Origin of the sequence: Variovorax sp. MHTC-1 (assembly GCF_003984645.1) — a bacterium.
Lineage (GTDB): Bacteria > Pseudomonadota > Gammaproteobacteria > Burkholderiales > Burkholderiaceae_C > Variovorax.
Genome location: NZ_RWKI01000001.1, coordinates 141,721 through 167,044, shown reverse-complemented (window position 1 = coordinate 167,044; position 25,324 = coordinate 141,721). Strand labels below are relative to the sequence as shown.

Here is a 25,324-nt window from a genome sequence, read left to right as displayed (position 1 = left end):
TTAGCGGGGTGGATGGGATAATTCTGCGATGAGCATTACCTACAAAGACGCCGAAGGCGTGGCCGGCATGCGCGTGGCGTGCCGCCTGGCCTCCGAGGTGCTGGACTACCTGACCCCGCACGTCAAACCCGGCGTGACCACCAACGAGATCGACAAGCTCGCGCACGACTACATCACCCAGGTCCAGGGTGCGATTCCGGCGCCGCTCAACTACCTGGGCGCGAGCAGCGTCCCCTACCCCAAGTCCATCTGCACCTCGGTCAATCACGTGGTGTGCCATGGCATCCCGAACGACAAGCCGCTGAAGAAGGGCGACATCGTCAACTGCGACATCACGGTCATCAAGGACGGCTGGCACGGCGACACCAGCCGCATGTTCGTGGTCGGCGACGCCTCGATTGCGGCCAAGCGGCTTTGCGCCTTCACTTACGAGGCCATGTGGCACGGCATCGTCAAGGTGAAACCGGGCGCGCACCTGGGCGACATCGGCTTCGCAATCCAGCGCTTTGCCGAAAGCAACGGCTTTTCGGTGGTGCGCGAGTTCTGCGGCCACGGCATCGGCCGCGGCTTCCATGAAGAACCGCAGGTGCTGCACTACGGCAAGCCGGGCACGCTGGACGAGCTCAAGCCCGGCATGACCTTCACCATCGAGCCGATGATCAACGCCGGCAAGCGCGACATCAAGGAAGACGCCCGCGGCGGCCAGTACGACGGCTGGACCATCGTCACGCGCGACCACTCGCTGTCGGCGCAGTGGGAGCACACGGTGCTGGTCACCGAGACCGGCTACGAGGTGCTCACGCTGTCGGCCGGCAGCCCGCCGCCGCCCGCTTTCGTCAACGCCGCGGCTTGACGCCGGTCCGGCCTCTGAGGGCTGCCATGGTGGACATTCCATCCTTGCGCGACGCCTACCGCACGCACAAGCTGGCGCTGTTCGATCAGCTGCGCAGCGCGCGCGCGCCCACGCGCAGCGTCCACACCGTGCTGCGCCAGCTTGCGGCCCTGGCCGACGAGGCGCTGCACGCGCTGTGGGCCGATGCGGGCTTCGGCAACCAGTTCGCGCTGGTCGCCGTCGGCGGCTTCGGGCGGGGCGAGCTGTTCCCCTATTCCGACGTCGACGTGCTGCTGCTGCTGCCGCAGGACCATGCGGCAGCCATCGAGCCGGCGCGGATCGAGGCCTTCATCGGCCGGTGCTGGGACACCGGGCTCGAGATCGGCTCCAGCGTGCGCACGGTCGACGAATGCCTGGCAGAAGCGTCGAAGGACGTCACGGTCCAGACCTCGCTGCTCGAATCGCGCCTCGTCGCAGGCGACAAGAAGCTCTACGCGGCCTTCCGCAAGCGCTTCGTCGCCGCGATCGACCCGCAGGCCTTCTTCGCGGCCAAGTCACAGGAGATGCGGCATCGGCACCAGAAGTACGACAACACGCCCTACGCGCTCGAGCCCAACTGCAAGGAATCACCCGGCGGCTTGCGGGATCTGCAGACCATCCTCTGGATGACCAAGGCCGCCGGCTTCGGCAAGCGCTGGGACGACCTGGCGAAGAACGGCCTGGCCACCGCCTTCGAGGTGCAGCAGATCAAGCGCAACGAGGCACTCCTGAGCCTGATCCGCGCCCGCCTGCACGTGACCGCCAACCGGCGCGAGGACCGGCTGGTATTCGACCTGCAGACCGCCGTGGCCGCCACCTTCGGCTACGTCGGCGAGTCGCAGCGCAAGTCCAGCGAGGCGCTGATGCGCCGCTACTACTGGGCGGCCAAGGCGGTCACGCAGCTCAACCAGATTCTCTTGCTCAACATCGCGGAGCGGCTGCAGCCGCAGGCCGAGGAGCCGACGCGGATCAACGAGCGCTTCTTCGAGCGGGCCGGGCTGATCGAGGTGGCGAGCGACGACCTCTACATCAAGGACCCGCACGCGATCCTCGAGACCTTCCTGCTCTACCAGAAGACCATCGGCGTCAACGGCCTTTCGGCCCGCACGCTGCGCGCGCTCTACAACGCGCGCCACGTGATGGACAGCAAGTTCCGCAACGACCGGGTGAACCACGTGACCTTCATGCGCATGCTGCTGGAACCGCGCGGCATCACGCACGCGTTCAGGCTCATGAACCAGACCTCGGTGCTGGGGCGCTATCTGCGCGTGTTCCGCAGCATCGTCGGCCAGATGCAGCACGACCTGTTCCACGTCTACACGGTCGACCAGCACATCCTGATGGTGCTGCGCAACGTGCGGCGCTTCTTCATCGTCGAGCATGCGCACGAATACCCGTTCTGCTCGCAGCTCGCGGCCGGCTGGGACAAGCCCTGGATCCTGTATGTCGCAGCTTTGTTCCACGACATCGCCAAGGGCCGCGGCGGCGACCATTCGGAGCTGGGCGCGCGCGACGTGCGCCGCTTCTGCCGCCAGCACGAGATCGCGCGCGAGGACGCCAAGCTGATCGAATTCCTGGTGGCCGAGCACCTCGTGATGAGCCAGGTCGCGCAGAAGCAGGACCTGAGCGATCCGAAGGTGATCGGCGACTTCGCCAAACGCGTCGGCAACGAACGCTACCTGACAGCCCTCTACCTGCTCACCATCGCCGACATCCGCGGCACCTCCCCGCGTGTGTGGAACGCCTGGAAGGGCAAGCTGCTCGAGGACCTCTACCGCTCTACGCTGCGCGCGCTGGGCGGCCGCATGCCCGACCCCGGCGCCGAGGTCGAGGCGCGCAAGCGCGAGGCGCTGGTGCAGCTCGCGCTGCATGCGCAGCCTTTCGAGGCGCACAAGGCGCTGTGGGAGACGCTCGACGTCGGCTACTTCATGCGGCACGACGCATCCGAGATCGCGTGGCACACCATGCAGTTGTCGCGCCATGTGCCGCACAAGAATGCGCCGGTCGACCCGCAAACGCCGGCCGTCGTCCGCGCGCGGCTCTCGCCGGTGGGCGAGGGATTGCAAGTGGTGGTCTATACCCCCGACCAGCCGGACCTGTTCGCGCGCATCTGCGGCTACTTCGACCAGTCCTCCTTCAGCATCCTCGACGCCAAGGTGCACACGGCTACCAACGGCTATGCGCTCGACACATTCCAGGTCGTCACCACCTTCATCCCCGAGCACTATCGCGACCTGATCAACATGGTCGAGACCGGCTTGGCCAAGACGCTCGACGAGGCCGGCCCCCTGCCCCCGCCGAGCAAGGGCCGCGTGTCGCGCCGGGTGCGCAGCTTCCCGATCAAGCCGCGCATCAGCCTCCTGCCCGACGACAAGGCGCAGCGCTGGCTGCTCAGCATCTCGGCCAGCGATCGCGCGGGCCTCCTGTATTCGGTGGCGCGCGTGCTGGCACGCCACCACCTGAATCTGCAGCTGGCGAAGGTCACGACCCTGGGCGAGCGCGTGGAAGACACCTTCCTGATCAGCGGCTCGGAACTGCAGGGACAGCGCGCGCAGCTGGCCATCGAAACCGAGCTGCTCGAAGCGCTCGCGGCCTGAAGCGGTCGCAGCGGCGACGGAACGAATTTATCGACCACAATCGCCCCTGTTTTCAACAACAGAAAGGCTTCGACATGATCCGTTCCGACGACACCGGCAAACTCGTTCTGCGCCTGGCAATTGGCATCCTGATCCTGCTCCACGGCATCGCCAAGATCAACGGCGGAGTAGGCTTCCTGTCCAACACACTGGCCTCGCACGGTCTGCCGGGCGCGCTCGCCTACCTGGTCTACATCGGCGAAATCGTTGCGCCGGTGCTGTTGATCATCGGCCTGTACACCCGTCCCGCGGCATGGATCGTGGTCATCAACATGCTGGTGGCGATCTGGCTGGTGCACATGAAGGAACTCGGGATGCTCAACAAGCAAGGCGGCTGGGCGCTCGAACTGCAGGGCATGTTCCTGTTCGGCGCGCTGGCTGTCGCTTTCCTGGGTGCCGGACGCTTCAGCGTCGGCGGCACGGGCGGCAGGTACAACTGAGTTCGAACTTCAATCGTCTTCGGCCGCATCGAGCCCCGGGAACAGGACCTCGGTGTAGCCGAAGCGCGAGAAATCGCGCACCCGCATCGGATAGAGCTTGCCCAGCAGGTGATCCACTTCGTGCTGCACCACCCGCGCGTGAAAACCGCTTACCGTGCGATCGATGGGGTCGCCGTAGGGGTCGAAGCCGGTGTAGCGGACGGTGGCGAAACGCGGCACCACGCCGCGCAGGCCCGGTACCGAGAGGCAGCCTTCCCAGCCCTCCTCTTCCTCGTCGCCAACCGGCGTGATCACGGGGTTGACGAGCACCGTGCGCGGCACGATCGGCGCGTCCGGGTAGCGCGGATTGATGGTGTCGGTGCCGAAGATCACCAGTTGCTGATCGACGCCGATCTGCGGCGCCGCGAGGCCGGCGCCGTTGACGGCGTGCATGGTCTCGAACATGTCGCGCACCAGCAGGTGCATCTCGTCGGTGTCGAATGCGGCAACCGGCTGCGCAATGCGCAGCAGCCTCGGGTCACCCATCTTGAGAATCTCGCGTACCGTCATGAGGCAATTATCGCCACCGCGGCCGCGAGCGAGATCAAGGCGGTGTCTGGTTGCGAGAATCCGGTGAGGTCAGCATCTGATTGATTTCGCGCGCCGAGCGGCCCGGCGGAATCGGGACGATGTTGCCGGCCACACCGCCGCCGTCTCGAGCGCCCGGTCTCGGCCGCGGCACCACCCCCGCCCCCGGACGCGGGCCCGGGCCCCGGCCCGGATGCGCATACCCGTGACGCGGCCCGTAGTAGCCAGGGCGGCCGTAGTAGGGGTAGCGAGGCCGCGAGTAGTAGCCGCCATCGATGTACACGTTCGGCTGCACGTACACCGGGCCCGGATCCACGTAGTAGGGATCGGCATATCCGTAGGAGCCCGCCGGATAGGTGGCGCAGCCGCCGACCAGGGCCGCCCCGCCGAGGGCGAGGCAAGTTCCGAGTAAACGCATTTTGATCATGATGGACTCCTGGTCGGCACCCTTGTTCAACGTCCGGTTGTATGCCTTGTTGACTGCGCTTGTATGAAGTCGCGTAACGCCCGGTAAAGCAGCCGCCCGGTCAAAGGCCATTCTCAAGAATTTCGAGCATTCGCGCCTCGTCGATCACAGCCACACCCAACTCGAGCGCCTTGTCGAGCTTGCTGCCGGCCTCCGCACCGGCAACGAGGTAGTCGGTCTTCTTGCTGACCGACCCGGCTACCTTGGCACCGGCCGTTTCCAGTTTGTCCTTTGCTTCGTCGCGGCTGAGCGTAGGAAGCGTACCAGTGATGACGAAGGTCTTGCCCGCGAGCGGCTTGGGTGCGCGCGTGGCCGGCTCGCCCTCTTCCCAGTTCAGGCCGCAGGCGCGCAGCTGTTCGACCACTTCGCGGTTGTGCGGCTGGTCGAAGAAGGTGCGCAGGCTTTTCGCGACCACGGGCCCCACGTCGTTGACCTCCAGCAGCTGCTCCTCGGTCGCATCCATGATCGCATCCAGCTTGCCGAAGTGCTTGGCCAGGTCCTTGGCCGTGCTTTCGCCGATGTGCCGGATGCCGAGCCCGAACAGAAAGCGCGGCAATGTGGTCTTCTTCGACGCCTCCAGCGCGTCGACGAGGTTCTTCGCCGACTTGTCGGCCATGCGATCCAGGCCGGCCAGGGTGGTGAAGCCGAGCTTGTAGAGATCGGGCAGCGTGCGGATCAGGTTGGCGTCGACCAGCTGCTCGACCAGCCTGTCGCCCAGGCCTTCGATGTCGAGCGCGCGCCGCGCGGCGAAATGCAGGATCGCCTCCTTGCGTTGTGCGCCGCAGAACAGGCCGCCGGTGCAGCGGTAGTCGACCTCGCCCTCCTCGCGCAGCGCGTCGGAGCCGCAGACCGGGCACTTGCGGGGCATGGTGAACACGGGCCCGCGCTGCTGCGCCGGCCGGGCCGCGCTCTCGGGCAGCACGCCGACCACCTCGGGAATCACGTCGCCGGCACGCCTGACGATGACCGTGTCGCCCACCCGCACGTCCTTGCGCCGGGCCTCGTCCTCGTTGTGCAGCGTGGCGTTGGTCACGGTGACGCCGCCGACGAAGATCGGCGCCAGCTTGGCCACCGGCGTGAGCTTGCCGGTGCGCCCGACCTGCACCTCGATGCCGAGCACCTCGGTCAATTGCTCCTGCGCCGGGTACTTGTGGGCCACGGCCCAGCGCGGCTCGCGCGAGACGAAGCCGAGCCGCCGCTGCAGCTCGAGGCTGTCGACCTTGTAGACCACGCCGTCGATGTCGTAGGGCAGCGCATCGCGCTGGCGGGCGATGGTCTCGTGGAAGGCGATCAGCTCGATGGCGCCGCGGGCGCGCTGCGTCTGCGTGCCTATGGGAAAACCCCAGGCGTGGAACTGCTGCAGCCAATCGAACTGCGTCGCGCAATCGGGCCCGCCCTGCTCGGGCGAAGAGACTTCGCCGAGACCATAGGCAAAGAAGCTCAGCGGCCGGCTCGCCGCGATCGCCGGATCCAGCTGGCGCACGGCGCCGGCCGCGGCATTGCGCGGGTTCACGAACACCTTCTCGTTCTTCTGGCCGGCGGCGATCTTCTCGCGCTGGCGCTCGTTGAGCGCCTCGAAATCATCGCGCCGCATGTAGACCTCGCCGCGCACCTCCACCACCGGCGGAGCATGGCCATGCAGGCGCAATGGAATCTGCTGCACCGTGCGGATGCTCTGCGTGACGTCCTCGCCGATCTCGCCGTCGCCACGGGTCGCCGCCTGCACCAGCACGCCTTGCTCGTAGCGCAGGTTGACGGCCAGCCCGTCGAACTTGAGTTCGCAGACGTACTCGACCTGCGGCCCGTCCTCGGCCAGGCCGAGTTCCTTGCGCACGCGCGCATCGAAGGCGCTGGCGCCGCCCGGCGTGATGTCGGTCTCGGTGCGAATCGACAGCATCGGCACCTTGTGGCGCACCTTGGCGAAGCCTTCGAGCACCTTGCCGCCCACGCGCTGCGTCGGCGAATCCGAAGTGCGCAGCTCGGGATGCTCGGCTTCAAGTGCCTGCAGGCGCTGGAACAGCTTGTCGTACTCGGCGTCCGGCAACTCGGGTGCGTCGAGCACGTAGTAGAGGTGGGCGTGGCGGCGCAGCTGCTCGCCCAGTGCAGCGGCTTCGCGAGTCGCATCTTCGCGCGTGGTCATAGCTCACCCCCAGGCTTGCCCACTTCGTGTGGCCGCCCACCCCCTCGCCGGGGGCAATACCAGCGGCCCGGCAAAGCCGGTTCCGCGGTATTCCTGACAGAAGAAAGAACAGTCAACTTCACGAGAACAAACGGCGCGCCAAGGGCGAACCGGCCGAGAGCTCGCGCGAATCGAGCGTGTCGTAGAGCTGTTGAAGGTCGGCGCCGATCACGTCCATGGTGTCTTCGCGCAAGGGCTGGCCGTCGCTGTCGGTCACGATGCCGTCCATCTCGCGCGCCAGCGTGGCGGCGGTTTCGCGCATGCGTTCGAAGGGCCGCTCGGCACGGTCGACTTGCGGCACGTCCAGGCTCAGCGTGAGCTCGCGGATGGCCGACTGCGCCGGATCGTCGGCCAGTGCGGCTTGGGTGTCGAAGGACAGGCCGAGGATCGGCGGCAGCCCCACTTCGCCCGCAGGCAACACCATCCGGCCCGGAATGATGCCGGCCACGAAGCCCAGCCGCGCCGCGTTCTGCTGCACGTAGCCCGGGCTCCATGCCGCATGCAGCGCGCGCAGCACGAAGCTCAGCTGCGCGTCGTGCGAGCTCGCGAACTGGTCGAGCTCGCGCGCGCGCGCCACCTCGTCCAGCATCTCGGGAAACTCGGGCGCGCCGTTCACTGCGTCGGCGAAGGCCTGGGCCTTGACGACGAATTCGGAGTACTCGATCTCGTTGAGCGCGCCAGTGCGATTGGCCAGCTGTACGCCGGCCTGGAAGGCGCCGTAGCGCTGGCCGGGCGCCGCGGGCTCCCACTCGCCGGTGTGCTCGTTCAGGCCTTCGATCGCAACCGGCTTGCTGCCGGCGCGCCGCGTGGCCGGCATGGCCGCGATCGCGGCGTCGCCGGAGGCCAGGCCCTCGAGGGAGATCGGCGCGATCACGTCGATCAGCGGATCGAGGCCGCCGCGGCGCTCGGCCGTCGGCACCGGCAGCGCGCTGGGCGCCGGCAGATCGGGGTCGAACAGCGGCTCGTGCCGCTCGTTGCTTCGCATCGGATGCGGGTCGATGTGCAGCACCGGCTCCTCGCCGCCGGCCGGTGCGGGCGCAGCCTCGGGCGGGTCGCCGTCCTGCGCATCGGGCTGCCGCGGCGCATTGCGGCGCGACATCCATGTGTTGTAGCCGACCACGGCTGCCAGTACGAGGCCGCCGAGGATCGCAAGGGCGACGGTGAGGCTGCTCATCGACGGCGCGCGTCTAGGCGGCTTCGACCATCGACACGGCGGATTCCATGTCGACCGCCACGATGCGCGAAACGCCCTGCTCCTGCATGGTCACGCCGATCAGTTGCTCGGCCATCTCCATCGCGATCTTGTTGTGGCTGATGAAGAGGAACTGGGTCTCGCGGCTCATGGCGGTCACGAGTTTGGCATAGCGCTCGGTGTTGGCGTCGTCCAGCGGCGCGTCCACTTCGTCCAGCAGGCAGAAGGGAGCCGGGTTGAGCTGGAAGATCGCGAACACCAGCGCGATGGCCGTCAACGCCTTCTCGCCACCCGAGAGCAGGTGGATGGTCTGGTTCTTCTTGCCGGGCGGCTGCGCCATTACCTGCACGCCGGAATCGAGGATCTCGTCGCCGGTCATCATGAGCTTGGCGTTGCCGCCGCCGAAGAGCTCCGGGAACATGCGGCTGAAGTGCTCGTTGACGATCTTGAAGGTGCCGCCCAGGAGCTCGCGCGTTTCGCCATCGATCTTGCGGATCGCGTCCTCCAGCGTGCCGATGGCCTCGTTCAGGTCGGCCGACTGCGCGTCGAGGAAAGTCTTGCGTTCGCTGGCCACCGCCAGTTCGTCCAGCGCGGCGAGGTTGACCGCGCCGAGCGAGGCCACTTCGCGGTTGAGGCGATCGATCTCGCTCTGGAGGCCGGTGAGGCGCACCTTGTCGGTCTCGATCGACAGCGCGACCGCTTCGAGGTCGGCCTCGGCATCGGTCAGCAGCTGCTGGTACTGCTCGAAGCCCAGCCGCGCGGCCTGCTCCTTCAGCTGGAACTCGGTGATGCGCTGGCGCAGCGGATCGAGCTCGCGTTCGAGCTGCAGCCGGCGCTCGTCGCTCGCGCGCAGCTTGAGCGTGAGATCGTCGTACTGGCTGCGCGCTGCGCCGAGGGCGCTTTCGCGTTCGAGCTTGAGCGCCAGCGCGTCCTGCAGGCCCGCCTGCGCGGCTGCGTCGGACAGGCGCCCGAGCTCGGCACGGGCGCGCTCGTCTTCTTCCGCCAGCGAAACGGTCTGCTGCGTCGCCGTCTCGATCGCGCGATTGAGCTCGGCGCGGCGCGCTTCGAGGGTGCGCTGGGCGAAGGTCGCTTCCTGCGCCTGGCGCTCCAGGCTGCGGTGCTGTTCGCGGCTCGCGGTGAGCGCGCGGCCGGCTTCGATCACCCGTTCGTCGAGCTGCGCATGTCGCTCCTGGCTGTCGGCGAGCTGCATGTCGAGCTCCTCGAAGCGGGCCTCGGCGGCAACGCGCTTCTCCTGCAGCTCTTCGAGCTGGGCCTCGACTTCGCCGAGGTCATTGGAGAGCTGCTCGCTGCGCGCGCGCGTCTGCTCGGCCAGCTGCGAGAGCCGCAGCGTCTCGACCTGGAGCTCGTGGGCGCGCGACTGCGTCTCCGCCACTTCGCGGCGCTGCGTAACGAGCCGCGAAGCCGCGTCGGCGTAGGCCGCTTCGGCACGCGCCAGCGCGGTGCGCGCCTCTTCGGCGATCAGCGTCTGGGCGCGCAGCTGGCGCTCCAAGTTTTCCATCTCCTGCTGGCGCGCCAGCAGGCCGGCCTGCTCGGAGTCCTGGGCATAGAAGCTCACGCTGTGCGCGGTGACCGCGTGGCCGCTCTTGACGTAGATCGCCTCGCCGGGCTGCAGCTTGTCGCGCTGCACCAAGGCCTCTTCGAGCGTCGGCGCCGTCAGGCAGCCGTGCAGCCAGTCGGCCAGCAAGGCCTGCTGGCCCGCGTCGCTCAAACGCAGCAGATCCGACAGGCGCGGCAGCGCGCTCTGGCCCTGCGGCGCACCGGCAGCCGGGGGACTGTAGAAGGCCAGCTTGGCCGGCGGCGCGTCGCTGCCGAAGGCGCGGACCATGTCGAGCCGGCTGACTTCGAGCGCGCCGAGGCGCTCGCGCAGCGCCGCTTCGAGCGCGTTCTCCCAGCCTTGCTCGATATGGATGCGGCTCCACAGGCCCTGCAAACCTTCGAGGCCGTGCTTCGCGAGCCAGGGCGCGAGCTTGCCGTCGGTCTTGACCTTTTCCTGCAGCGCCTTGAGCGCCTCGAGCCGCGCCGACAGCTCGGCATGGCGCGCGCCTTCGGTGTTGACGGCCTGCTGTCGCGTGCGGCGATCGTCGTCGAGCTGCGGAACGGATTCCTGCAGTTCGTGCAGTCTCGCATCGGCCTCGCTCGCGGCCTCCTGCGCGGCCGCCAGTTGTTCCTGCAGGTCGCTCAGGCGCGCCTCGTCGGGCGCCGCGAGCGCGTTCTGGTCGCTGCGCAGGCGCTCGGAGCGCTGCGTGAGCTGGCGGCTCTGCTCTTCGATGTTGCGCTGGTCGGCTGCCAGCACCTGGATTTGCTGCTGCACCTGCGCGACGCTGGCGCGCTGCGCGTTGGCTTCGTCCAGCGCGCGCTGCTGCGCCTCTTCGAGACCGGGCATGCGCGCGTCGTGCTCTTCGAGCTGCGCGGCCAGCAGCTCGGCTTGCTCCTCGGCGTTCACGCCCTGCCCGGCCAGGGTTTCGATTTCCGTCTCGGCGTCTTCGCGGCGCGTATTCCATTGCGCGATCTGCTCGCTCAGCTGGACCAGCCGCTGCTCCACCCGCTGGCGACCCTCGACCACGAAGCGGATCTCGCCTTCGAGCCGGCCGACCTCGGCGCTGGCTTCGTACAGCTTGCCCTGCGCCTGATTGACCTGGTCGCCGGCCGCGTAGTGCGCCTGGCGCACGGTTTCGAGCTCGGCCTCGACGTGGCGCAGGTCGGCCATGCGCGACTCGAGGTCGTTGATCGCCTTTTCGGCGTCGGCCTTGACCTTCGCCTGATCGTTCTCGCTTTCGCTGCGCTTCAGGAACCACAGCTGGTGCTGCTTGCGCGTGGCGTCGCCCTGCAGCGTGTTGTAGCGCGCGGCCACCTCGGCCTGCTTCTCGAGCTTTTCGAGGTTGCTGTTGAGTTCGCGCAGGATGTCTTCGACCCGCGTCAGGTTCTCGCGCGTATCGCCGAGCCGGTTCTCGGTCTCGCGGCGGCGCTCCTTGTACTTGGAGACGCCCGCTGCCTCTTCGAGGAAGAGCCGCAGCTCCTCGGGCTTGGATTCGATGATCCGGCTGATCGTGCCCTGGCCGATGATCGCGTAGGCGCGCGGGCCGAGGCCGGTGCCCAGGAACACGTCCTGCACGTCGCGCCGGCGCACCGGCTGGTTGTTGATGTAGTAGCTCGAATTGCCGTCGCGCGTCAGCACCCGCTTGACCGCGATCTCGGTGAACTGCGCCCACTGGCCGCCGGCGCGGTGGTCGGCGTTGTCGAACACCAGTTCCACGCTCGAACGGCTGGCCTGCTTGCGCGTGGTGGTGCCGTTGAAGATCACGTCCTGCATCGACTCGCCGCGCAATTCGGAGGCGCGCGATTCGCCGAGCACCCAGCGCACCGCATCCATGATGTTCGACTTGCCGCAGCCGTTGGGGCCGACGACGCCCACCAGTTGGCCGGGCAGCAGGAAATTGGTGGGTTCGGCGAAGGACTTGAAGCCGGAGAGCTTGATGGAATTGAGACGCACGACTGGTCGGCCTTAAGCCTGGTTATTTGCCAAGGTGTTGATTTGTAAGGAGAAATCTGCCGGCCCGAAGCTCGAGGACCGGCTGGGCACCCGAGGCGACGATGATAACGTGCGAGCCATGAGCGATTCCTCTGTTTCCCCCCGCGCCGGGCTTCGTCTATGGCTGCTGGGCGGCACCGTGGCTCTGATGGGCCTGGCCGCCTGCAGCACGACCGAACGCGCCGAGCCTTATGCCGGCAACGAATGGCTCCAGTCCGGCGCCAACCGCATCGCCAACCTGGCGCTGCGCGACAACCTGCAATCGATCCGGCGCGTGCAGCTTTCGCTCTACCGCCGCAATCCGCGCGAGTGGCGCAAATGGGCCCCGAGCGCGGAAGACGCCATCCAGCGCACCTGGGACGCGATCTCGCAGGAAAGTCCCCTGCCGGGCCTGCAAGGCGCCACCGGCATCGATGCGATCCGGCTCGCTTTCGAAACCCGACCAAAGGCTTACGAAGGCGACCGCGTGGCCGCGCTGGTGGTCGGATGGGCGTCGATGCTGAAGCAGGCCAACGGCGGCACCTGGGAGCAGAGCATGCTCGACGCAGTGAACGCCGAGAACAGCTACCGCGCCGCGCGCAACGTCGAGATCTCGCTCTGGCTGATCAGTTCCAAGACCAACCCGGAGGGCCAGCCCCTGCTGCTCGCCACCGAGATCAGCGAACGCGGCCGCAACCTGGTGGTTGATCGCGAGCTCTCCAAGGTGGTTGCGCGCCTCGATCTGCTGGCCGCGCAGGCCGACGAGAAGTACCGCCGTGCCGCACTCGACTTCAGTCAGAACTGGCTGCTTGGCAGTCTGGTGCCCTTCTTTTCGATGGTCCAGCGCTAGTGCGTTTCTAGGCGAACCACTCGGCCTCCGGATGTCGCTTGCGCCACGACGCGACGCTCGGATTGGTCTGGATGTACTCGGCGAGTCGGGTTCGATGCACAGCGGACAGCGGCAGCGTCTTCAGAAGATTCGGCCAGGTCCTCATCGCCTGGTCCACGCAGCCTGCGACGACCTCGCGCAGCTGCTTTTCAGGGATGTCCCAGGCGTTGCCGAGTTCGCGCAGTGTCTTGGGCGTGAGCAGCGTCCGCTGCGTCTGACTCGGGAAGAACTGCAGCCCATGCCCCGAGCCGCTGAAGTACACGCCGTAGGCGACGATGTCATAGGCCCTGGAAAGCTCGGGCCTGGATTGGCCGGGGGGGTACACGAAGCTGAAGTTCTTCAGATGCGCGTCGTAGTTGCCCAGGAGCTCCGAAACCTTGATGCGCCGCAGCAGCTCGGCGACGTCGGCTTCGCCCTTGGCCGAGCGCCGCTTGAGCAGAAGGCCGATGGCCGCGTAGGTGCCCGAATACTTGTACTCCGACGGCGTCCCCGTCACCTGGGCGAAATCCTCCATGTGCAGGCGTCTGGTTTCGGTATCGACGTCGCGGTCGAACCTGGACACCAGAAGAAAACTTCGCTCGTCCTTCTGCAGCGCATAGGGCAAGCGGTCGGCAATCGCGGACAAGGGCTCGAGTCGGAATTCGCAGGTGTTCACGCCGGCGGCAGCGGCCAGTGTCAGCGAGCTGTATTCCACTTCCGGAAGCCGGTCGTATTCGCCCGTCGGCAGCTTGCCGATGAAATGCTTCTCATCCGATTGCTTGGACCGCATCACGTAGCGCCCCGGGCTGCCCAGAACCAGCGCCACCTTGGGCTGAACACCCGAGATCGAGGTCTGCTGAGGGGTGGGCACCTGCCCGGAGCTCATTTCGTAGCTGTCCCGGCTTTGACCGATCAACCGGCCCAGCGCCACCTCGTCCAGCATTTCCGCATCCGCCCAGACGTCGCCGGGCAGATCACCGCCGCAGGCTGCCAGCAAACCGAGTTCGTCATTCACGTCCAGACCCAGGTCGCCGACCAACTGCTTGCGCAGAGGCCCCTCCGGAAGCAGGTTCTGGAAGAAAGGCGGCAATCCGAATTTGCCGTCGCCGCGGTTGACATCCAGGGCCGGATCCAGCAACTGGGCCACCGTGGCCGCTTCGGCTTCGGCGATCGCCAGGGCCACTCTTTCGGCGCCGCCCGAAGTCGCTGGCGCGACGACATAGAGCTGCGACAGCACCGGCCGGGCAGGATTCTTCGCATATGCATCGTCGAATCTGAAATACACCCGCCCGTCATCGAGCCCGAAGAGCGATCCGACGTCGGTTCTTCCCAATCGGATCCGCAGCGAGCGCACGACGCTCATCTGCCGCGCCTCGACGGTTGCGGCATCAAGCGGCTCACCTCGTCCTGCAGGCTGGTGGATTTGGTATCGGTGCCGGCCCGCGTCAGGCCTGCGACCACTCGCGGGACGAACTGCAGTTCGAGTCCCAGGCTCTTGAGCAAGGCGAGCAAGGTGTTCAGTTCGACGTTCCCCCGGCCCGCTTCCAGAGCACCCAAGGTGTTTCGGGAGATGCCTGCTTTCAGGGCCAGCTCGGAGGCGGTCATAGCACGATCCTTTCGAGCCTGGCGGAGGATGCTGCCAACTTCGGCGAGAGTGGTCATGTGCAACTTGTTGGGCAAAGTTTAATTTTGCAAACCATATTAAGCACAATCGCTGCCGCCGTCGAGTCGAGTTGCACAATATAATGTTCATATAGATATATTGCATATCTTATTGTGCACATGTAGGATCCACGCCGGGACCACCTTCTCGACCTCGCGACGGCCCCTAGAATGCTCCGCACTTCTCCATCCCCAGGAACCTCATGAGCTCCCTCAATTTCATCGGCGGCGAAAAGGGCGGTGTCGGCAAATCCGTCACGGCACGGGTCTTGGCGCAGTACTTCATCGATCACAGCCGGCCCTTCGTCGGCTTCGACACCGATCGCTCGCACAGCTCCTTCACCCGCTTCTATGAAGGCTTCGCCTCGCCGGTGGTGGTGGACAGCTACGAAGGCCTCGACACGGTCGTGAACGGCTTCGAAACGAATCCGCAGCAGAGCGTGATCGTCGACCTCGCTGCGCAGACGCTGGCGCCGCTGGCGCGCTGGATCAAGGAGTCCGACCTGTTCGACGTGTTCGCCGAGCTCGGCGTCACCGTCAATTTCTGGCACGTGCTCGACGACGGCAAGGACTCGAGCGACCTGCTCGGCACCCTGGTCGACACCTTCGGCAACCGGCCGAACTACGTCGTGGTGCAGAACTACGGCCGCGGCAGCGACTTCGGCCTGCTGCTCGGTTCGCAGTCGCTCAGCAAGGCGACGACGCACGGCGCCCGCATCATCGCCCTGCCGCGCCTGCACGAGGCCAGCATGCGCAAGATCGATGGGCGCAACACCAGCTTCTGGAAGGCGGTCAACGACCGGGAAGGCCAGCACGCGCTCGGGCTGCTGGAGCGCCAGCGCGTCAAGAGCTGGCTCGCAACCTCTTACGCGGCCTTCGACACCCTGCCGCTCTGACCGCTCTGACCTGTTCGGCGAAGCAGCAGCACCAGCAGCAACAACCCGAAGACCGTGAACGCGATGAATGACCAGTTCGCGATCGACAGGCCGAGGAAGGTCCAGTCGATCTGCGTGCAGTCGCCGCCGCCGCGAAAGATCATCGGCAGCGCGCGCTTGAGCGGGAAGGTCTCGATCATCCCGTAGAGGTCGCGGCCGCAGGACACGACCTCCGGCGGATTCCACTGCAGCCAGCTCTGGCGCGCGGCCGTGTAGGCGCCGCCGACCGCCATCACCAGGGCCAGCAGTGCGCCCGTGAGCTGCAGGCCCCGGTTGCGGCTGGCCGCCGCCAGCCCGGCAAAGACCGCCACCAGCGCCAGCGCATAGCGCTGCACGATGCACATCGGGCACGGCTCGAGGCCGACCACATGCTGCAGATAGAGCCCGAAGGCGAGCATCGCCACGCAGGCGGCGCAGATCAGCGCGAGAGCGCGGCGCGGTGCGCCGAAATACCAATCGATCACGGAGAAACCCAATCTTCGACAAAAACCCTGGCCTTGCGCGGCCTGGCGACGACGGTGTCGCCTTCCGCCAGCGCCAGGTCCCGGAACTGTTGCGCGGGGAGTTGCGCCTCGATGATGGTTCCGGAGCCAGGATTGTCTGGATTCGATTCCACCGGTTCGAGTTCCAGCCGCGCGATCGGCCCGACCACGATGGCGCGGCTCAAGGTCGCGACGATGCCGGTGGCGCCCGGGGTATAGCGCTCGATGTCGAGGTCGTGCGGCCGCACATAGGCCAGCGCCTTGCCGTTGCGCAGCTCGCGGTGCTCGGGCGAATCGATGCGCAGGCCTTCGACATGCACCTCGCCCTCGTGCGCGCGGCCATGGAACAGGTTGACGTCGCCGAGAAAGCCGTAGACGAAGGGGCTGGCCGGGTGATCCCACACGTCCTGCGGCGACCCGACCTGCTCGACGCGGCCGCTGTTCATCAGCACCACGCGATCAGCCACTTCGAGCGCTTCCTCCTGGTCGTGGGTGACGAAGATGCTGGTGACGTGCAGCTCGTCGTGCAGCCGGCGCAGCCAGCGGCGCAGCTCCTTGCGCACCTTGGCGTCGAGCGCGCCGAAGGGTTCGTCGAGCAGCAGCACCTTGGGCTCCACCGCGAGCGCGCGGGCCAGCGCGATGCGCTGGCGCTGGCCGCCCGAGAGCTGCGACGGATAGCGGTCGGCCAGCCAGTCGAGCTGGACCAGCTTGAGCAGGTCGTGCACCTTGGTTTTGATCTGGGTTTCGCTGGGGCGCAGTCCGCGCGGCTTGACCCGCAGGCCGAAGGCCACGTTCTCGAACACCGTCATGTGGCGGAACAGCGCATAGTGCTGGAACACGAAGCCGACCTGGCGCTCGCGCACATGCACGTCCGTCGTGTCCTCGCCGGCAAACAGGATGCTGCCGGTATCGGCGGTCTCCAGCCCCGCGATGATGCGCAGCAAGGTGGTCTTGCCGCAGCCCGAAGGGCCCAGCAGCGCGACCAGTTCGCCCGAATCGACGTCGAGGCTCACGTCGCGCAGGGCGTGGAAGTCGCCGAAGCGCTTGCTGACGTTGCGGATATCAATGCTCATGATCTGTTCTCCTCAGGCCGCGACGGCGGCTTGCGGCCGCTCCGGCGGCAGTTCGGCGATGGCCTTCATTTCGCGTTCGTGGCGCCATTCGATGACCGACTTGATCACCAGCGTGACCAGCGCCAGGATGGCCAAGAGCGAGGCCACCGCGAAGGCGGCGACCGACTGGTACTCGTTGTAGAGCACTTCGACATGCAGCGGCATGGTGTTGGTCTGGCCGCGGATGTGGCCCGACACCACCGACACCGCGCCGAACTCGCCCATGGCGCGCGCGTTGCAGAGGATCACGCCGTAAAGCAGGCCCCACTTGATGTTGGGCAGCGTCACGCGCCAGAAGGTCTGCCAACCCGTCGCGCCGAGCACGATGGCGGCCTGCTCTTCCTCCGTACCCTGCGCCTGCATCAGAGGAATCAGCTCGCGCGCGATGAAGGGAAAGGTCACGAACACGGTGGCCAGCACGATGCCGGGCACCGCGAAGATGATCTTGATGTCGTTGGCCGCGAGCCAGGGCCCGAGCCAACCCTGCGCGCCGAACACCAGCACGTAGATCAGGCCGGCCACCACCGGCGACACCGCAAAGGGCAGATCGACCAGCGTGGTCAAAAAGGCCTTGCCGCGGAACTCGAACTTGGCGATGGCCCATGCAGCCGCCACGCCGAACACCAGGTTCATCGGAACCGCGATCGCGGCTGTGATGAGCGTGAGGCGGATCGCGCTCCAGGCATCGGGCTCCTTGAGGGCTTCGACGTAGGCTTCGACGCCCTTGCGCAGCGCCTCGGTCGCCACTGCGGCAAGCGGCAGCACGAGGAACAGGAACATGAAACTCAGCGCCAGGCCGATCAGGGTCCAGCGCACCCAAGCCGACTCGGTGGTGCCGGCCTGCGCGCGGCGAATCGTTCTCGAAGGCGCATTCATACAGATGCTCCCCTGCGCCGTTGCCAGGCCTGCAGGCCATTGATGACCAGCAGCAGCAGGAACGAAATGACCAGCATCACCAGCGCGACGGCCGTGGCCCCCGCGAAGTCGTACTGCTCCAGCTTGCCGATGATGATCAGCGGCGTGATCTCGGAAATCATCGGCATGTTGCCGGCGATGAAGATCACCGAGCCGTACTCGCCGATCGCGCGCGCGAAGGCCATGGCGAAGCCGGTCAGCAGCGCCGGCGTGATCGAAGGCAGGATCACCTTGGTGAAGGTCTGCAGCCGCGTCGCGCCGAGGCTGGTCGCGGCTTCTTCGAGTTCCTTTTCGGTGTCTTCGAGCACCGGCTGCACCGTGCGCACCACGAAAGGCAGGCCGATGAAGATCAGCGCGATCACCACGCCGGCCGGCGTGAAGGCCAGCTTGATGCCCAGCGGCTCGAGGAACTGGCCGATCCATCCGTTGCCGGCCAGCAGCGCGGTCAGCGAGATCCCGGCGACGGCCGTGGGCAGCGCGAACGGCAGGTCGACGAGCGCATCGACGATGCGCTTGCCGGGAAACTTGTAGCGCACCAGCACCCAGGCCACGAGCAGGCCGAACACCAGGTTGACCAGCGCGGCGATCAGCGAAGCGCCGAAGGTCAGGCGGTACGAGGCCATCACGCGCGGCGCGGTCACCGCCACCCAGAACTGCTCCCAGCTCAGCGTGAAGGTCTTGAAGACCAGCGCCGACAGCGGGATCAGCACGATCAGGCTCAGGTACAGGATCGAGAAGCCGAGCGTGATGTGAAAGCCGGGCAACACGCGCCGGGAGGCGCCCGTGTTGCCCGCACGTGCAGCCGGCGCCGCCGCGGACGGCAGCGCCGAGGTCATCGCACCGCTCATTTACTTCCCGCCGGGCGTATAGAGCTTGTCGAACTGCCCGCCGTCGTTGAAGTGCACCTTCTGCGCTTCGCCGAGGCTGCCGAACAGCTCCTGCACGGTGAAGAGCTGCAGCGGCTTGAAGATCGCTGCATGCTTCTTGAGCACCGCCTCGGAGCGCGGACGCAGCGCGTGCTTGGCCGCGATCTCCTGCGCTTCGTCGGAATAGAGATAGTCGAGGTAGGCCTTGGCGAGTTCGCCGGTGCCCTTCTTCGCAACCGTGCGCTCGACCACGGCCACCGGGTTCTCGGCCAGGATGCTGATCGAGGGATACACCGCGTCGACCTTGCCGGCGCCGAACTCGCGGTCGATGGAGACCACTTCCGATTCGAATGTGATCAGCACGTCGCCGATGTTGCGCTGCAGGAAGGCGGTGGTCGCATCGCGGCCGCCGCGCGCGAGGATGGGCACGTTCTTGAACAGCTTGCCGACGAACTCGGCCGCCTGCGCATCGCTGCCACCCTTCTTCTTCACGTAACCCCATGCGGCCAGGTAGGCATAGCGGCCGTTGCCACCGGTCTTGGGGTTCACGATCACGACCTGAATGCCCGGCTTGACCAGGTCTTCCCAGTCCTTGATGCCCTTCGGGTTGCCGTTGCGCGTCAGGAACAGCATGGTCGAGGTGGTGGGCGCTGCGTTGTTCGGAAAGCGCTTGGCCCAATCCTTGGCGACCACGCCGGTGTTGGCGAGGAACTCGATGTCGGTGGTGGTGTTCATCGTCACCACGTCGGCCTCCAGCCCGTCGGCCACGGCGCGCGCCTGGGCGCTGGAGCCGGCGTGCGACTGGTCGATCTTGATCTCCTTGCCCGTGGTCTTCTTGTAGTTCGCCACGAAGGCGGCGTTGTAGTCCTTGTAGAACTCGCGCGCCACGTCGTAGGACACGTTGAGCAGGGTCTGGGCAGAGGCCGCGCCGGCGGCGGCGAGCGCCAAGGCGCCGAGGATCGTCTTGATGGTTCTGGAGGTCATGGTCTGGCTTCGAGTGGGGGACGGCCGGCCATCAGGGCCGCGGGCTCGTCGGTCAGCGATTGGAGCAGAGCCAGGCCCAAAGGCCAATCGCCATGCCCCGAATCGATGTTGATGTGGCCGGCATTCTGCATGCGAACGAATTCGCTGCCCCAGGCACGGGCATAGGCGCCGGCCAGGCGCGCCGGGCAATAGGGGTCGTTGCTGCTGGCCACCAGGATGCTGCGGTACGGCAGCCTCGCATAGGGCACCGGCGCGAAATCCGACAGCACCGCGCGGCGCTCGGGGTCGGCCGGCGCCACCAGCAGCGCGCCGCGGATGCGTGCGGCGGCCGCCTCGCGCAGGTGCGTGGTCGTGATGCAGCCCAAGCTGTGCGCGACGATCACCACAGGGCCCGGGCTTTCCAGCACGAGCTTCTCGAGCGCTGCGACCCAGGCGCTGCGCTTCGGCGTCGCCCAGCCGTCCTGCAGCACTCGCACCGCGCCCTGCATGCGCTCCGCCCACAGGCTCTGCCAGTGGCCGGGGCCGGAGTCGCGCCAGCCTGGAACGATGACGATGGTCGGCTTCGTCACGAGAGCTTTATCTGTTGGGCTGCGGCTCAGGCGCAGGTAGAGCCGCACGGCACAGGTGGAAGTCGATCGGTCCTTCGCTCAAGTCTTGCGTGAAGTCGGGGGCCGTATCGCCTAGCCGCAGGGTTGCCATGGTCGTTCCGTGGATGAAGGAGCGCCGATTCTGCAAAGCATCGCTTCGATGACAAACGAATATCTACTTGTTTCGATATGGCGTTTAGCGAATAAGGCCTTCTCAGACCGTGAGCCTGAAGCCGCCGGCGCCGATGTGCTCGGCAAGGAAGTCGATCAAGTGGCGAATCGCCGGCACCAGTGCGCGGCGTGACGGAAACACCGCATGCAGGATGCCCGGCGGCGGCCCCCAGCCGGGCAGCACCTCGACCAAGCGGCCCGCTTCCAGATCTTCCTTGCACATGTAGTCGGGCAGCATGCTGGCGCCGACGCCTTCGACCACCGCGAACTTCAGCGTCAGCAGGTCGTCCGCCAGGTAGCGCGGCGTGTGCTGCATCGTGTGCATCGCCCCGCCGGGGCCTTCCAGGCACCAACTGGCCCGCCCGCCGGCCGCGGTCTGGGAGACCGTGTCCAGGCGGGCCAAGTCATCCACCGTATTCACGGGACCCTGGCGCCGGAGCTGGCCGGGGCTGGCCACCAGCACGCCCCGGGCGCTCGCGAAGCGCTTGGCCACCAGCGTCGTGCTGTCCTCGATGACCGGCCGCACGCGCAGGGCAAGGTCGATGCCCTCCTCGATCAGGTCGACGGGCCGGTTCAGGATGCGCATCTCGATCTGCACCGCCGGATAGCGCAGCATGAACTGCGACACCAGCACGCCGACGCCGCTTTGCGCCAGCGTGATAGGGCAACTGATGCGCACTACGCCGCGCGGTTCGGTCTGCACCTGCGCGATCGCTTCCGCCGCCGCATCGGCCGCGTCGCGCATGGCGATGCTGTGCCGCAGATAGAGCTCGCCGGCCGGCGTGAGCGAGAGCTGCCGCGTACTGCGCTGCAGCAGCTGGACGCCCAGCCGCGCTTCGAGCTCCGCCACTCGCCGCGACAGCCGCGACTTCGGGATACCCAGCGCGCGGCCGGCTGCCGCAAAACCGCCGCGCTCTGCCACTTCGGCAAAGAAAACCATGTCGTTCAGATCTTGCATGGCGTCGATTGTCCTGCCAGCAGGACAATCTGTGTGAAATTTGCCTCCTTATCAATCAATCGACTCAAAAATAGACTATCACCCATGCCGACCGCTTTCTGTGCCGGCGCCAACATCGAAAGAGAGCGATAGATCATGAAACTGCTGCACATCGATTCCAGCGTCCTGGGCGACAACTCCGTCTCGCGTCAGCTGACGGCCGAAGTGGTGGCCGAGTGGCGCAGCAATCACGCGGGCACCGAGGTGGACTACCTGGACCTGGCGGTTTCCGCTCCCAGCCACCTCGATGCCCACTCGCTGGGCTTCCGGGCACCGGCAGGCACCGAATTCACCGAACGCCAGCGCAACGAGAACGCAGTCTCCGAAAAGCTGGTGAGCCAGTTTCTCGCCGCCGACGTGGTCGTGATCGGCGCACCGTTCTACAACTTCTCGATCCCGAGCCAGCTCAAGGCATGGATCGACCGCATCGCGCAAGTCGGCCGCACCTTCAAGTACACCGAGAAGGGCCCCGTGGGCCTGGCCGGCGGCAAGACGGTGATCGTCGCGATCACCCGCGGCGGCATCTACTCGACCAGCGAAGGCGGCCAGGCGATGGAGCACCAGGAAAGCTACCTGAAGGTGGTCCTCGGCTTCCTCGGCGTCACCGACGTGCGATTCGTGCGCGCCGAAGGCCTGGCCATGGGCGAAGCGCCGAAGGCGGCCGCACTCGGTGCCGCCCGCGCAGAGATCTCCGCCGTGACCGGCGAAGCCGCCAATCAGGACGTCGCTACCCTCGCCGCCTGAGGAACCGCGGGCTATGCGTGGCTCTTGATCCAGGCCACGTACTTGTCGACCCAGCCCTGCAGGAACTTCTTGGTGCTGCCGTCGGCGATGTGGCCCTTGTCGTCGAACAGGCCTTCCTTGTTCTGGAGGAAGGCCTCGGGCTGGCCCAGCGTGGGCACGTCGAGGTAGGCCAGCACATTGCGCAGATGCTGCTGCGCGACCGCGGTGCCGATGGCGCCGACCGACACGCCGATCACGCCGGCAGGCTTGCCGGCCCAGGCGCTCTGGCCATAGGGCCGCGAGGCGTTGTCGATCGCGTTCTTGAGCACGCCGGGCAACGAACGGTTGTATTCCGGCGTCACGAACAAGAGTCCCTGCGACGCGACGATCTCCGACTTGAGCCGCATGACCGCGGGCGCCTGGTTGCCGTCGTCGTCTTGGTTGTAGAGCGGCAGGTCGTCGATGCGCAGATGTTCGAACGTGAAGTCCGAGGGCGCAAGCTGCGCGATCGAGAGTGCGAGCTTGCGGTTGAACGAATCCTTCCGCAGGCTGCCGACGATGACGGCGATTCGGGTCTGGGCCATGAAAACTCCTTTTGAACGGGTTGACGAAAAGGCGGCACCTATTGTGCGAAGCGCCTATGACCTTTTCCAGAAAAGCCCAATCACGGCAACCGGTGATGCGGGGCGTTCTGCAGGCTCGCCTGCGTCACGCTGGCACCGGCCGGCACGTCCTCGATGATCCATACGTTGCCGCCGATAGTCGCGCCCTTGCCCAGCCTCACCCGGCCGAGGATGGTGGCGCCGGCATAGATCACCACGTCGTCTTCCACGATGGGGTGGCGCGGCAGGCCCTTCTGCAGGTTGCCTTCGACATCGGTCGGAAAACGCTTGGCGCCCAGCGTCACGGCCTGGTAGAGGCGCACGCGCTTGCCGATCACCGTGGTCTCGCCGATCACGACGCCGGTGCCGTGGTCGATGAAGAAACCGGCGTCGATCTGCGCGCCCGGATGGATGTCGATGCCGGTCTGCGCATGCGCGAGCTCGGCCACGATGCGTGCCAAGAGCGGCAGGCCCAGGTCGTAGAGCTGGTGCGCGAGGCGGTGATGGATCATCGCCAGGATGCCCGGGTAGCACAGCAAGACTTCGTCGACGCTGCGCGCCGCCGGGTCGCCCTGGTAGGCGGCGAGCACGTCGCCGTCGAGCAGGCGGCGAATGCCGGGCAGCGCGGCGGCAAAGGCGCGCACCGCCTCCTCCGCCTGCGCATCGATCTCGGCCGCATCGCGCGGCTGGTGGCGCGCGTTGTAGCGCAGCTCCAGCCGGGCCTGCGTCAACAGCGACTGCAGAGACGAGTCCAGCGTGTGGCCGACATAGAAGTCCTCGCTCTCGTGCCGCAGGTCGGGCGGGCCGAGCCGCATCGGGAACAGTGCGCCCTTCAGCGATTCGACGATGCCGGCCAGCGCGTCGCGCGAGGGAAACTCACGGCTGCCCGGCTCGCGTGAACGCTTCTGGGAATCGCGCCATTCGTCGCGCGCCTCGTGCAGCGCACTGACGATTTCACTCACATCGAATCCGGCCATGGCTTGCTCCTTGTTACCGCATTGTTGCGGCATCGGAAGCAATCGCGGCGTCGGAAGGGTTTAGCGCTTCAGGGCTTCGCGATCGGGATCCCGGTGGGCTTCATCAGCGCGACCGCATCTATTTCTGCTTGGCGGTGTAGATCTGGTCGAAGGAGCCGCCATCCGCGAAGTGCTCCTTGTCCGCCTTGGCCCAGCCGCCGAAGGCCTGGTCGATGGTGAACAGCGTGAGCTTGGGGAACTGCTTCTCGTACTTGGCCTTGGCCTTGTCGGAGGTCGGGCGGTAGTAGTTGCGCCCGGCGATGTCCTGCCCTTCGTCGGAGTACAGATACTTGAGGTATTCCTCGGCCACGGCGCGCGTGCCCTTCTTGTCGACCACCTTGTCGACCACCGTCACCGTCGGCTCGGCCAGGATGCTGGCGGAGGGCACGACGAGGTCGAACTTGTCGGGGCCGAATTCCTTCAGCGCGAGGAAGGCTTCATTCTCCCAGGCCAGGAGCACGTCGCCCACGCCGCGCTGCACGAAGGTGATGGTCGAGCCGCGCGCGCCGGTGTCGAGCACCGGCACGTTCTTGTAGAGATTGCCGACGAACTCGCTGGCCTTGGCGTCGCCGCCGTATTTGCGCTTGGCGAACTCCCACGCGGCCAGGTAGTTCCAGCGCGCGCCGCCCGAGGTCTTGGGGTTGGGCGTGATCACCTGCACGCCGGGCCTGGCCAGGTCGTCCCAGTCCTTCAGGCCCTTGGGATTGCCCTTCTTCACGAGGAAGACGATGGTCGAGGTGTACGGCGCCGAGTTGCGCGGCAGGCGCTTCTGCCAGTCGGCCTTGACCAGCCCGCCGTGCCTGACCAGCGCATCGGTGTCTCCGGCCAGCGCCAGCGTGGCGACGTCGGCGTCGATGCCGTCGATGATCGAGCGCGCCTGCTTGCCGGAGCCGCCATGCGACTGCTTGATGCTCACGTCCTGGCCGGTCTTGCCCTTCCAGTACTTGGCGAAGGCCTTGTTGTAGTCGACGTAGAACTCGCGCGTCGGGTCGTAGGACACGTTGAGCAAGGTCACGCTTTGCGCGAACGACGGCAATGCCGTCATGGCGATGCCGGCTGCAACGGCGGCGCCGAGGGAAAGCTTGATAAAGTCGCGGCGAAAGCTCATGGTCTTGTGCTCAGGAGGGCATAGAAGTGAAGCCGCGAATTCTGAAGAGCGCATACGGAAACTGGAACGACCGAGTTCTCAGTTCTAAATAGCGAAATCAACTAAGCAACCCACACGAAGGCAATCCAAATGGCACGCATGGTCCAGTGCATCAAGCTCGGCAAAGAGGCCGAGGGGCTCGATTTCCCGCCCTACCCCGGTGAACTCGGCAAGCGCCTGTGGGAGAACGTCAGCAAGGAGGCCTGGGCCGCCTGGCTCAAGCAGCAGACCATGCTGGTCAACGAGAACCGGCTGAACCTGGCCGATGCCCGTGCCCGCCAGTACCTGGCGCGCCAGATGGAAAAGCACTTCTTCGGCGAAGGCGCCGACGTCGCGCAGGGCTACGTTCCCCCGACGAACTGATCGCGCGCCCGCGC

At 66.5% G+C, this 25,324-nt stretch carries 25 protein-coding genes and 1 pseudogene; 7 read left to right on the top strand and 19 right to left on the bottom strand.

Features of this window, described 5'->3' with window-relative positions; translation table 11 throughout:
- Positions 1 to 28: 28 nt before the first annotated feature.
- The 3 genes from map (at position 29) to EJI01_RS00800 (ending at position 3,947) form a co-directional block, all read left to right on the top strand.
- Complete coding sequence (gene map / locus EJI01_RS00810) at positions 29 to 853, top strand: type I methionyl aminopeptidase (protein WP_126835212.1); 825 nt, start codon at positions 29 to 31, stop codon at positions 851 to 853.
- A 26-nt stretch (positions 854 to 879) separates the two neighbouring features.
- On the top strand, positions 880 to 3,468 hold the full coding sequence (locus tag EJI01_RS00805) for a [protein-PII] uridylyltransferase (RefSeq protein ID WP_126835211.1): 2,589 nt from the start codon (positions 880 to 882) through the stop codon (positions 3,466 to 3,468).
- Positions 3,469 to 3,542: 74 nt separating this feature from the next.
- Positions 3,543 to 3,947: a DoxX family protein gene (locus tag EJI01_RS00800; protein WP_126835210.1), complete on the top strand. Its 405-nt coding sequence runs from the start codon at positions 3,543 to 3,545 to the stop codon at positions 3,945 to 3,947.
- A gap of 9 nt (positions 3,948 to 3,956) precedes the next feature.
- Here the strand turns inward: EJI01_RS00800 and def are convergent, their stop codons facing one another.
- The 5 genes from def to smc all read right to left on the bottom strand — a co-directional run bounded on the left by def (position 3,957) and on the right by smc (position 11,862).
- Entirely contained in the window at positions 3,957 to 4,496 is a 540-nt protein-coding gene (gene def, locus EJI01_RS00795; protein ID WP_126835209.1) for a peptide deformylase, read from the bottom strand.
- A 34-nt stretch (positions 4,497 to 4,530) separates the two neighbouring features.
- Positions 4,531 to 4,941 carry a hypothetical protein gene (locus tag EJI01_RS00790; RefSeq protein ID WP_126835208.1) on the bottom strand — a complete coding sequence of 137 codons (411 nt, stop codon included), beginning with the start codon at positions 4,939 to 4,941 and terminating at the stop codon, positions 4,531 to 4,533.
- 100 nt (positions 4,942 to 5,041) lie between these two features.
- Positions 5,042 to 7,120, bottom strand: coding sequence for an NAD-dependent DNA ligase LigA (gene ligA / locus EJI01_RS00785; RefSeq protein WP_126835207.1), 2,079 nt, complete (start codon positions 7,118 to 7,120; stop codon positions 5,042 to 5,044).
- Between the two features lie 118 nt (positions 7,121 to 7,238).
- The gene (locus EJI01_RS00780; RefSeq protein ID WP_126835206.1) at positions 7,239 to 8,333 is read right to left on the bottom strand and encodes a cell division protein ZipA C-terminal FtsZ-binding domain-containing protein; all 1,095 of its coding nucleotides are present in this window, start codon (positions 8,331 to 8,333) and stop codon (positions 7,239 to 7,241) included.
- 13 nt (positions 8,334 to 8,346) lie between these two features.
- A complete protein-coding gene (gene smc, locus EJI01_RS00775; protein WP_126835205.1) occupies positions 8,347 to 11,862 on the bottom strand; it encodes a chromosome segregation protein SMC in 3,516 nt (1,171 codons plus the stop codon).
- Positions 11,863 to 11,980: 118 nt separating this feature from the next.
- On the opposite strand from smc, the gene EJI01_RS00770 reads away from it, so the two are divergent.
- Positions 11,981 to 12,730, top strand: coding sequence for a hypothetical protein (locus tag EJI01_RS00770; RefSeq protein ID WP_126835204.1), 750 nt, complete (start codon positions 11,981 to 11,983; stop codon positions 12,728 to 12,730).
- A 7-nt stretch (positions 12,731 to 12,737) separates the two neighbouring features.
- On the opposite strand, the gene EJI01_RS00765 is transcribed toward EJI01_RS00770, so the two are convergent.
- Positions 12,738 to 14,111 carry a type II toxin-antitoxin system HipA family toxin gene (locus EJI01_RS00765; RefSeq protein WP_126835203.1) on the bottom strand — a complete coding sequence of 458 codons (1,374 nt, stop codon included), beginning with the start codon at positions 14,109 to 14,111 and terminating at the stop codon, positions 12,738 to 12,740.
- Entirely contained in the window at positions 14,108 to 14,410 is a 303-nt protein-coding gene (locus EJI01_RS00760) for a helix-turn-helix transcriptional regulator (protein ID WP_126835202.1), read from the bottom strand. Before EJI01_RS00760 ends, EJI01_RS00765 begins: the two co-directional genes overlap by 4 nt.
- Positions 14,411 to 14,613: 203 nt before the next feature.
- Here EJI01_RS00760 and EJI01_RS00755 point away from each other — a divergent pair, with 203 nt between their 5' ends.
- A complete protein-coding gene (locus EJI01_RS00755) occupies positions 14,614 to 15,306 on the top strand; it encodes a mobilization protein (protein ID WP_126835201.1) in 693 nt (230 codons plus the stop codon).
- On the opposite strand, the gene EJI01_RS00750 is transcribed toward EJI01_RS00755, so the two are convergent.
- From EJI01_RS00750 to EJI01_RS28595, 9 genes and pseudogenes are all read right to left on the bottom strand, one after another.
- A complete protein-coding gene (locus tag EJI01_RS00750; RefSeq protein WP_126835200.1) occupies positions 15,276 to 15,809 on the bottom strand; it encodes a disulfide bond formation protein B in 534 nt (177 codons plus the stop codon). The two genes, EJI01_RS00755 and EJI01_RS00750, sit on opposite strands and share 31 nt — an antisense overlap.
- On the bottom strand, positions 15,806 to 16,900 hold the full coding sequence (locus EJI01_RS00745; protein ID WP_126835199.1) for a sulfate/molybdate ABC transporter ATP-binding protein: 1,095 nt from the start codon (positions 16,898 to 16,900) through the stop codon (positions 15,806 to 15,808). The genes EJI01_RS00750 and EJI01_RS00745 overlap by 4 nt, the downstream gene beginning before the upstream one ends.
- Positions 16,901 to 16,912: 12 nt before the next feature.
- Entirely contained in the window at positions 16,913 to 17,815 is a 903-nt protein-coding gene (cysW, locus tag EJI01_RS00740; RefSeq protein WP_126835198.1) for a sulfate ABC transporter permease subunit CysW, read from the bottom strand.
- Positions 17,812 to 18,690 carry a sulfate ABC transporter permease subunit CysT gene (gene cysT / locus EJI01_RS00735; protein WP_409513921.1) on the bottom strand — a complete coding sequence of 293 codons (879 nt, stop codon included), beginning with the start codon at positions 18,688 to 18,690 and terminating at the stop codon, positions 17,812 to 17,814. Before cysT ends, cysW begins: the two co-directional genes overlap by 4 nt.
- 12 nt (positions 18,691 to 18,702) lie before the next feature.
- Complete coding sequence (locus EJI01_RS00730; RefSeq protein ID WP_126835196.1) at positions 18,703 to 19,704, bottom strand: sulfate ABC transporter substrate-binding protein; 1,002 nt, start codon at positions 19,702 to 19,704, stop codon at positions 18,703 to 18,705.
- Positions 19,701 to 20,273 carry an RBBP9/YdeN family alpha/beta hydrolase gene (locus EJI01_RS00725; protein WP_126835195.1) on the bottom strand — a complete coding sequence of 191 codons (573 nt, stop codon included), beginning with the start codon at positions 20,271 to 20,273 and terminating at the stop codon, positions 19,701 to 19,703. The genes EJI01_RS00730 and EJI01_RS00725 overlap by 4 nt, the downstream gene beginning before the upstream one ends.
- Positions 20,274 to 20,328: 55 nt before the next feature.
- Positions 20,329 to 20,403 (bottom strand): annotated as a pseudogene (locus EJI01_RS29565) (peroxidase); the annotation flags it as partial.
- Positions 20,404 to 20,505: 102 nt separating this feature from the next.
- Complete coding sequence (locus EJI01_RS00715; RefSeq protein ID WP_126835194.1) at positions 20,506 to 21,420, bottom strand: LysR family transcriptional regulator; 915 nt, start codon at positions 21,418 to 21,420, stop codon at positions 20,506 to 20,508.
- Complete coding sequence (locus EJI01_RS28595) at positions 21,408 to 21,557, bottom strand: hypothetical protein (protein ID WP_185878776.1); 150 nt, start codon at positions 21,555 to 21,557, stop codon at positions 21,408 to 21,410. The genes EJI01_RS00715 and EJI01_RS28595 overlap by 13 nt, the downstream gene beginning before the upstream one ends.
- Between EJI01_RS28595 and EJI01_RS00710 the strand changes: the two genes are divergently transcribed.
- Positions 21,556 to 22,203, top strand: coding sequence for an FMN-dependent NADH-azoreductase (locus EJI01_RS00710; RefSeq protein WP_126835193.1), 648 nt, complete (start codon positions 21,556 to 21,558; stop codon positions 22,201 to 22,203). The genes EJI01_RS28595 and EJI01_RS00710 overlap by 2 nt on opposite strands.
- Positions 22,204 to 22,214: 11 nt before the next feature.
- Here EJI01_RS00710 and EJI01_RS00705 read toward each other — a convergent pair whose 3' ends face one another.
- From EJI01_RS00705 to EJI01_RS00695, 3 genes are all read right to left on the bottom strand, one after another.
- Positions 22,215 to 22,766, bottom strand: a complete 552-nt coding sequence (locus tag EJI01_RS00705; RefSeq protein WP_126835192.1) for an NADPH-dependent FMN reductase — start codon at positions 22,764 to 22,766, stop codon at positions 22,215 to 22,217.
- Positions 22,767 to 22,846: 80 nt separating this feature from the next.
- Positions 22,847 to 23,761, bottom strand: a complete 915-nt coding sequence (epsC, locus tag EJI01_RS00700) for a serine O-acetyltransferase EpsC (protein ID WP_126835191.1) — start codon at positions 23,759 to 23,761, stop codon at positions 22,847 to 22,849.
- Between the two features lie 118 nt (positions 23,762 to 23,879).
- The gene (locus tag EJI01_RS00695; protein ID WP_126835190.1) at positions 23,880 to 24,908 is read right to left on the bottom strand and encodes a sulfate ABC transporter substrate-binding protein; all 1,029 of its coding nucleotides are present in this window, start codon (positions 24,906 to 24,908) and stop codon (positions 23,880 to 23,882) included.
- A gap of 129 nt (positions 24,909 to 25,037) precedes the next feature.
- Between EJI01_RS00695 and EJI01_RS00690 the strand changes: the two genes are divergently transcribed.
- Complete coding sequence (locus EJI01_RS00690; protein ID WP_093108778.1) at positions 25,038 to 25,310, top strand: oxidative damage protection protein; 273 nt, start codon at positions 25,038 to 25,040, stop codon at positions 25,308 to 25,310.
- Positions 25,311 to 25,324: the final 14 nt, after the last annotated feature.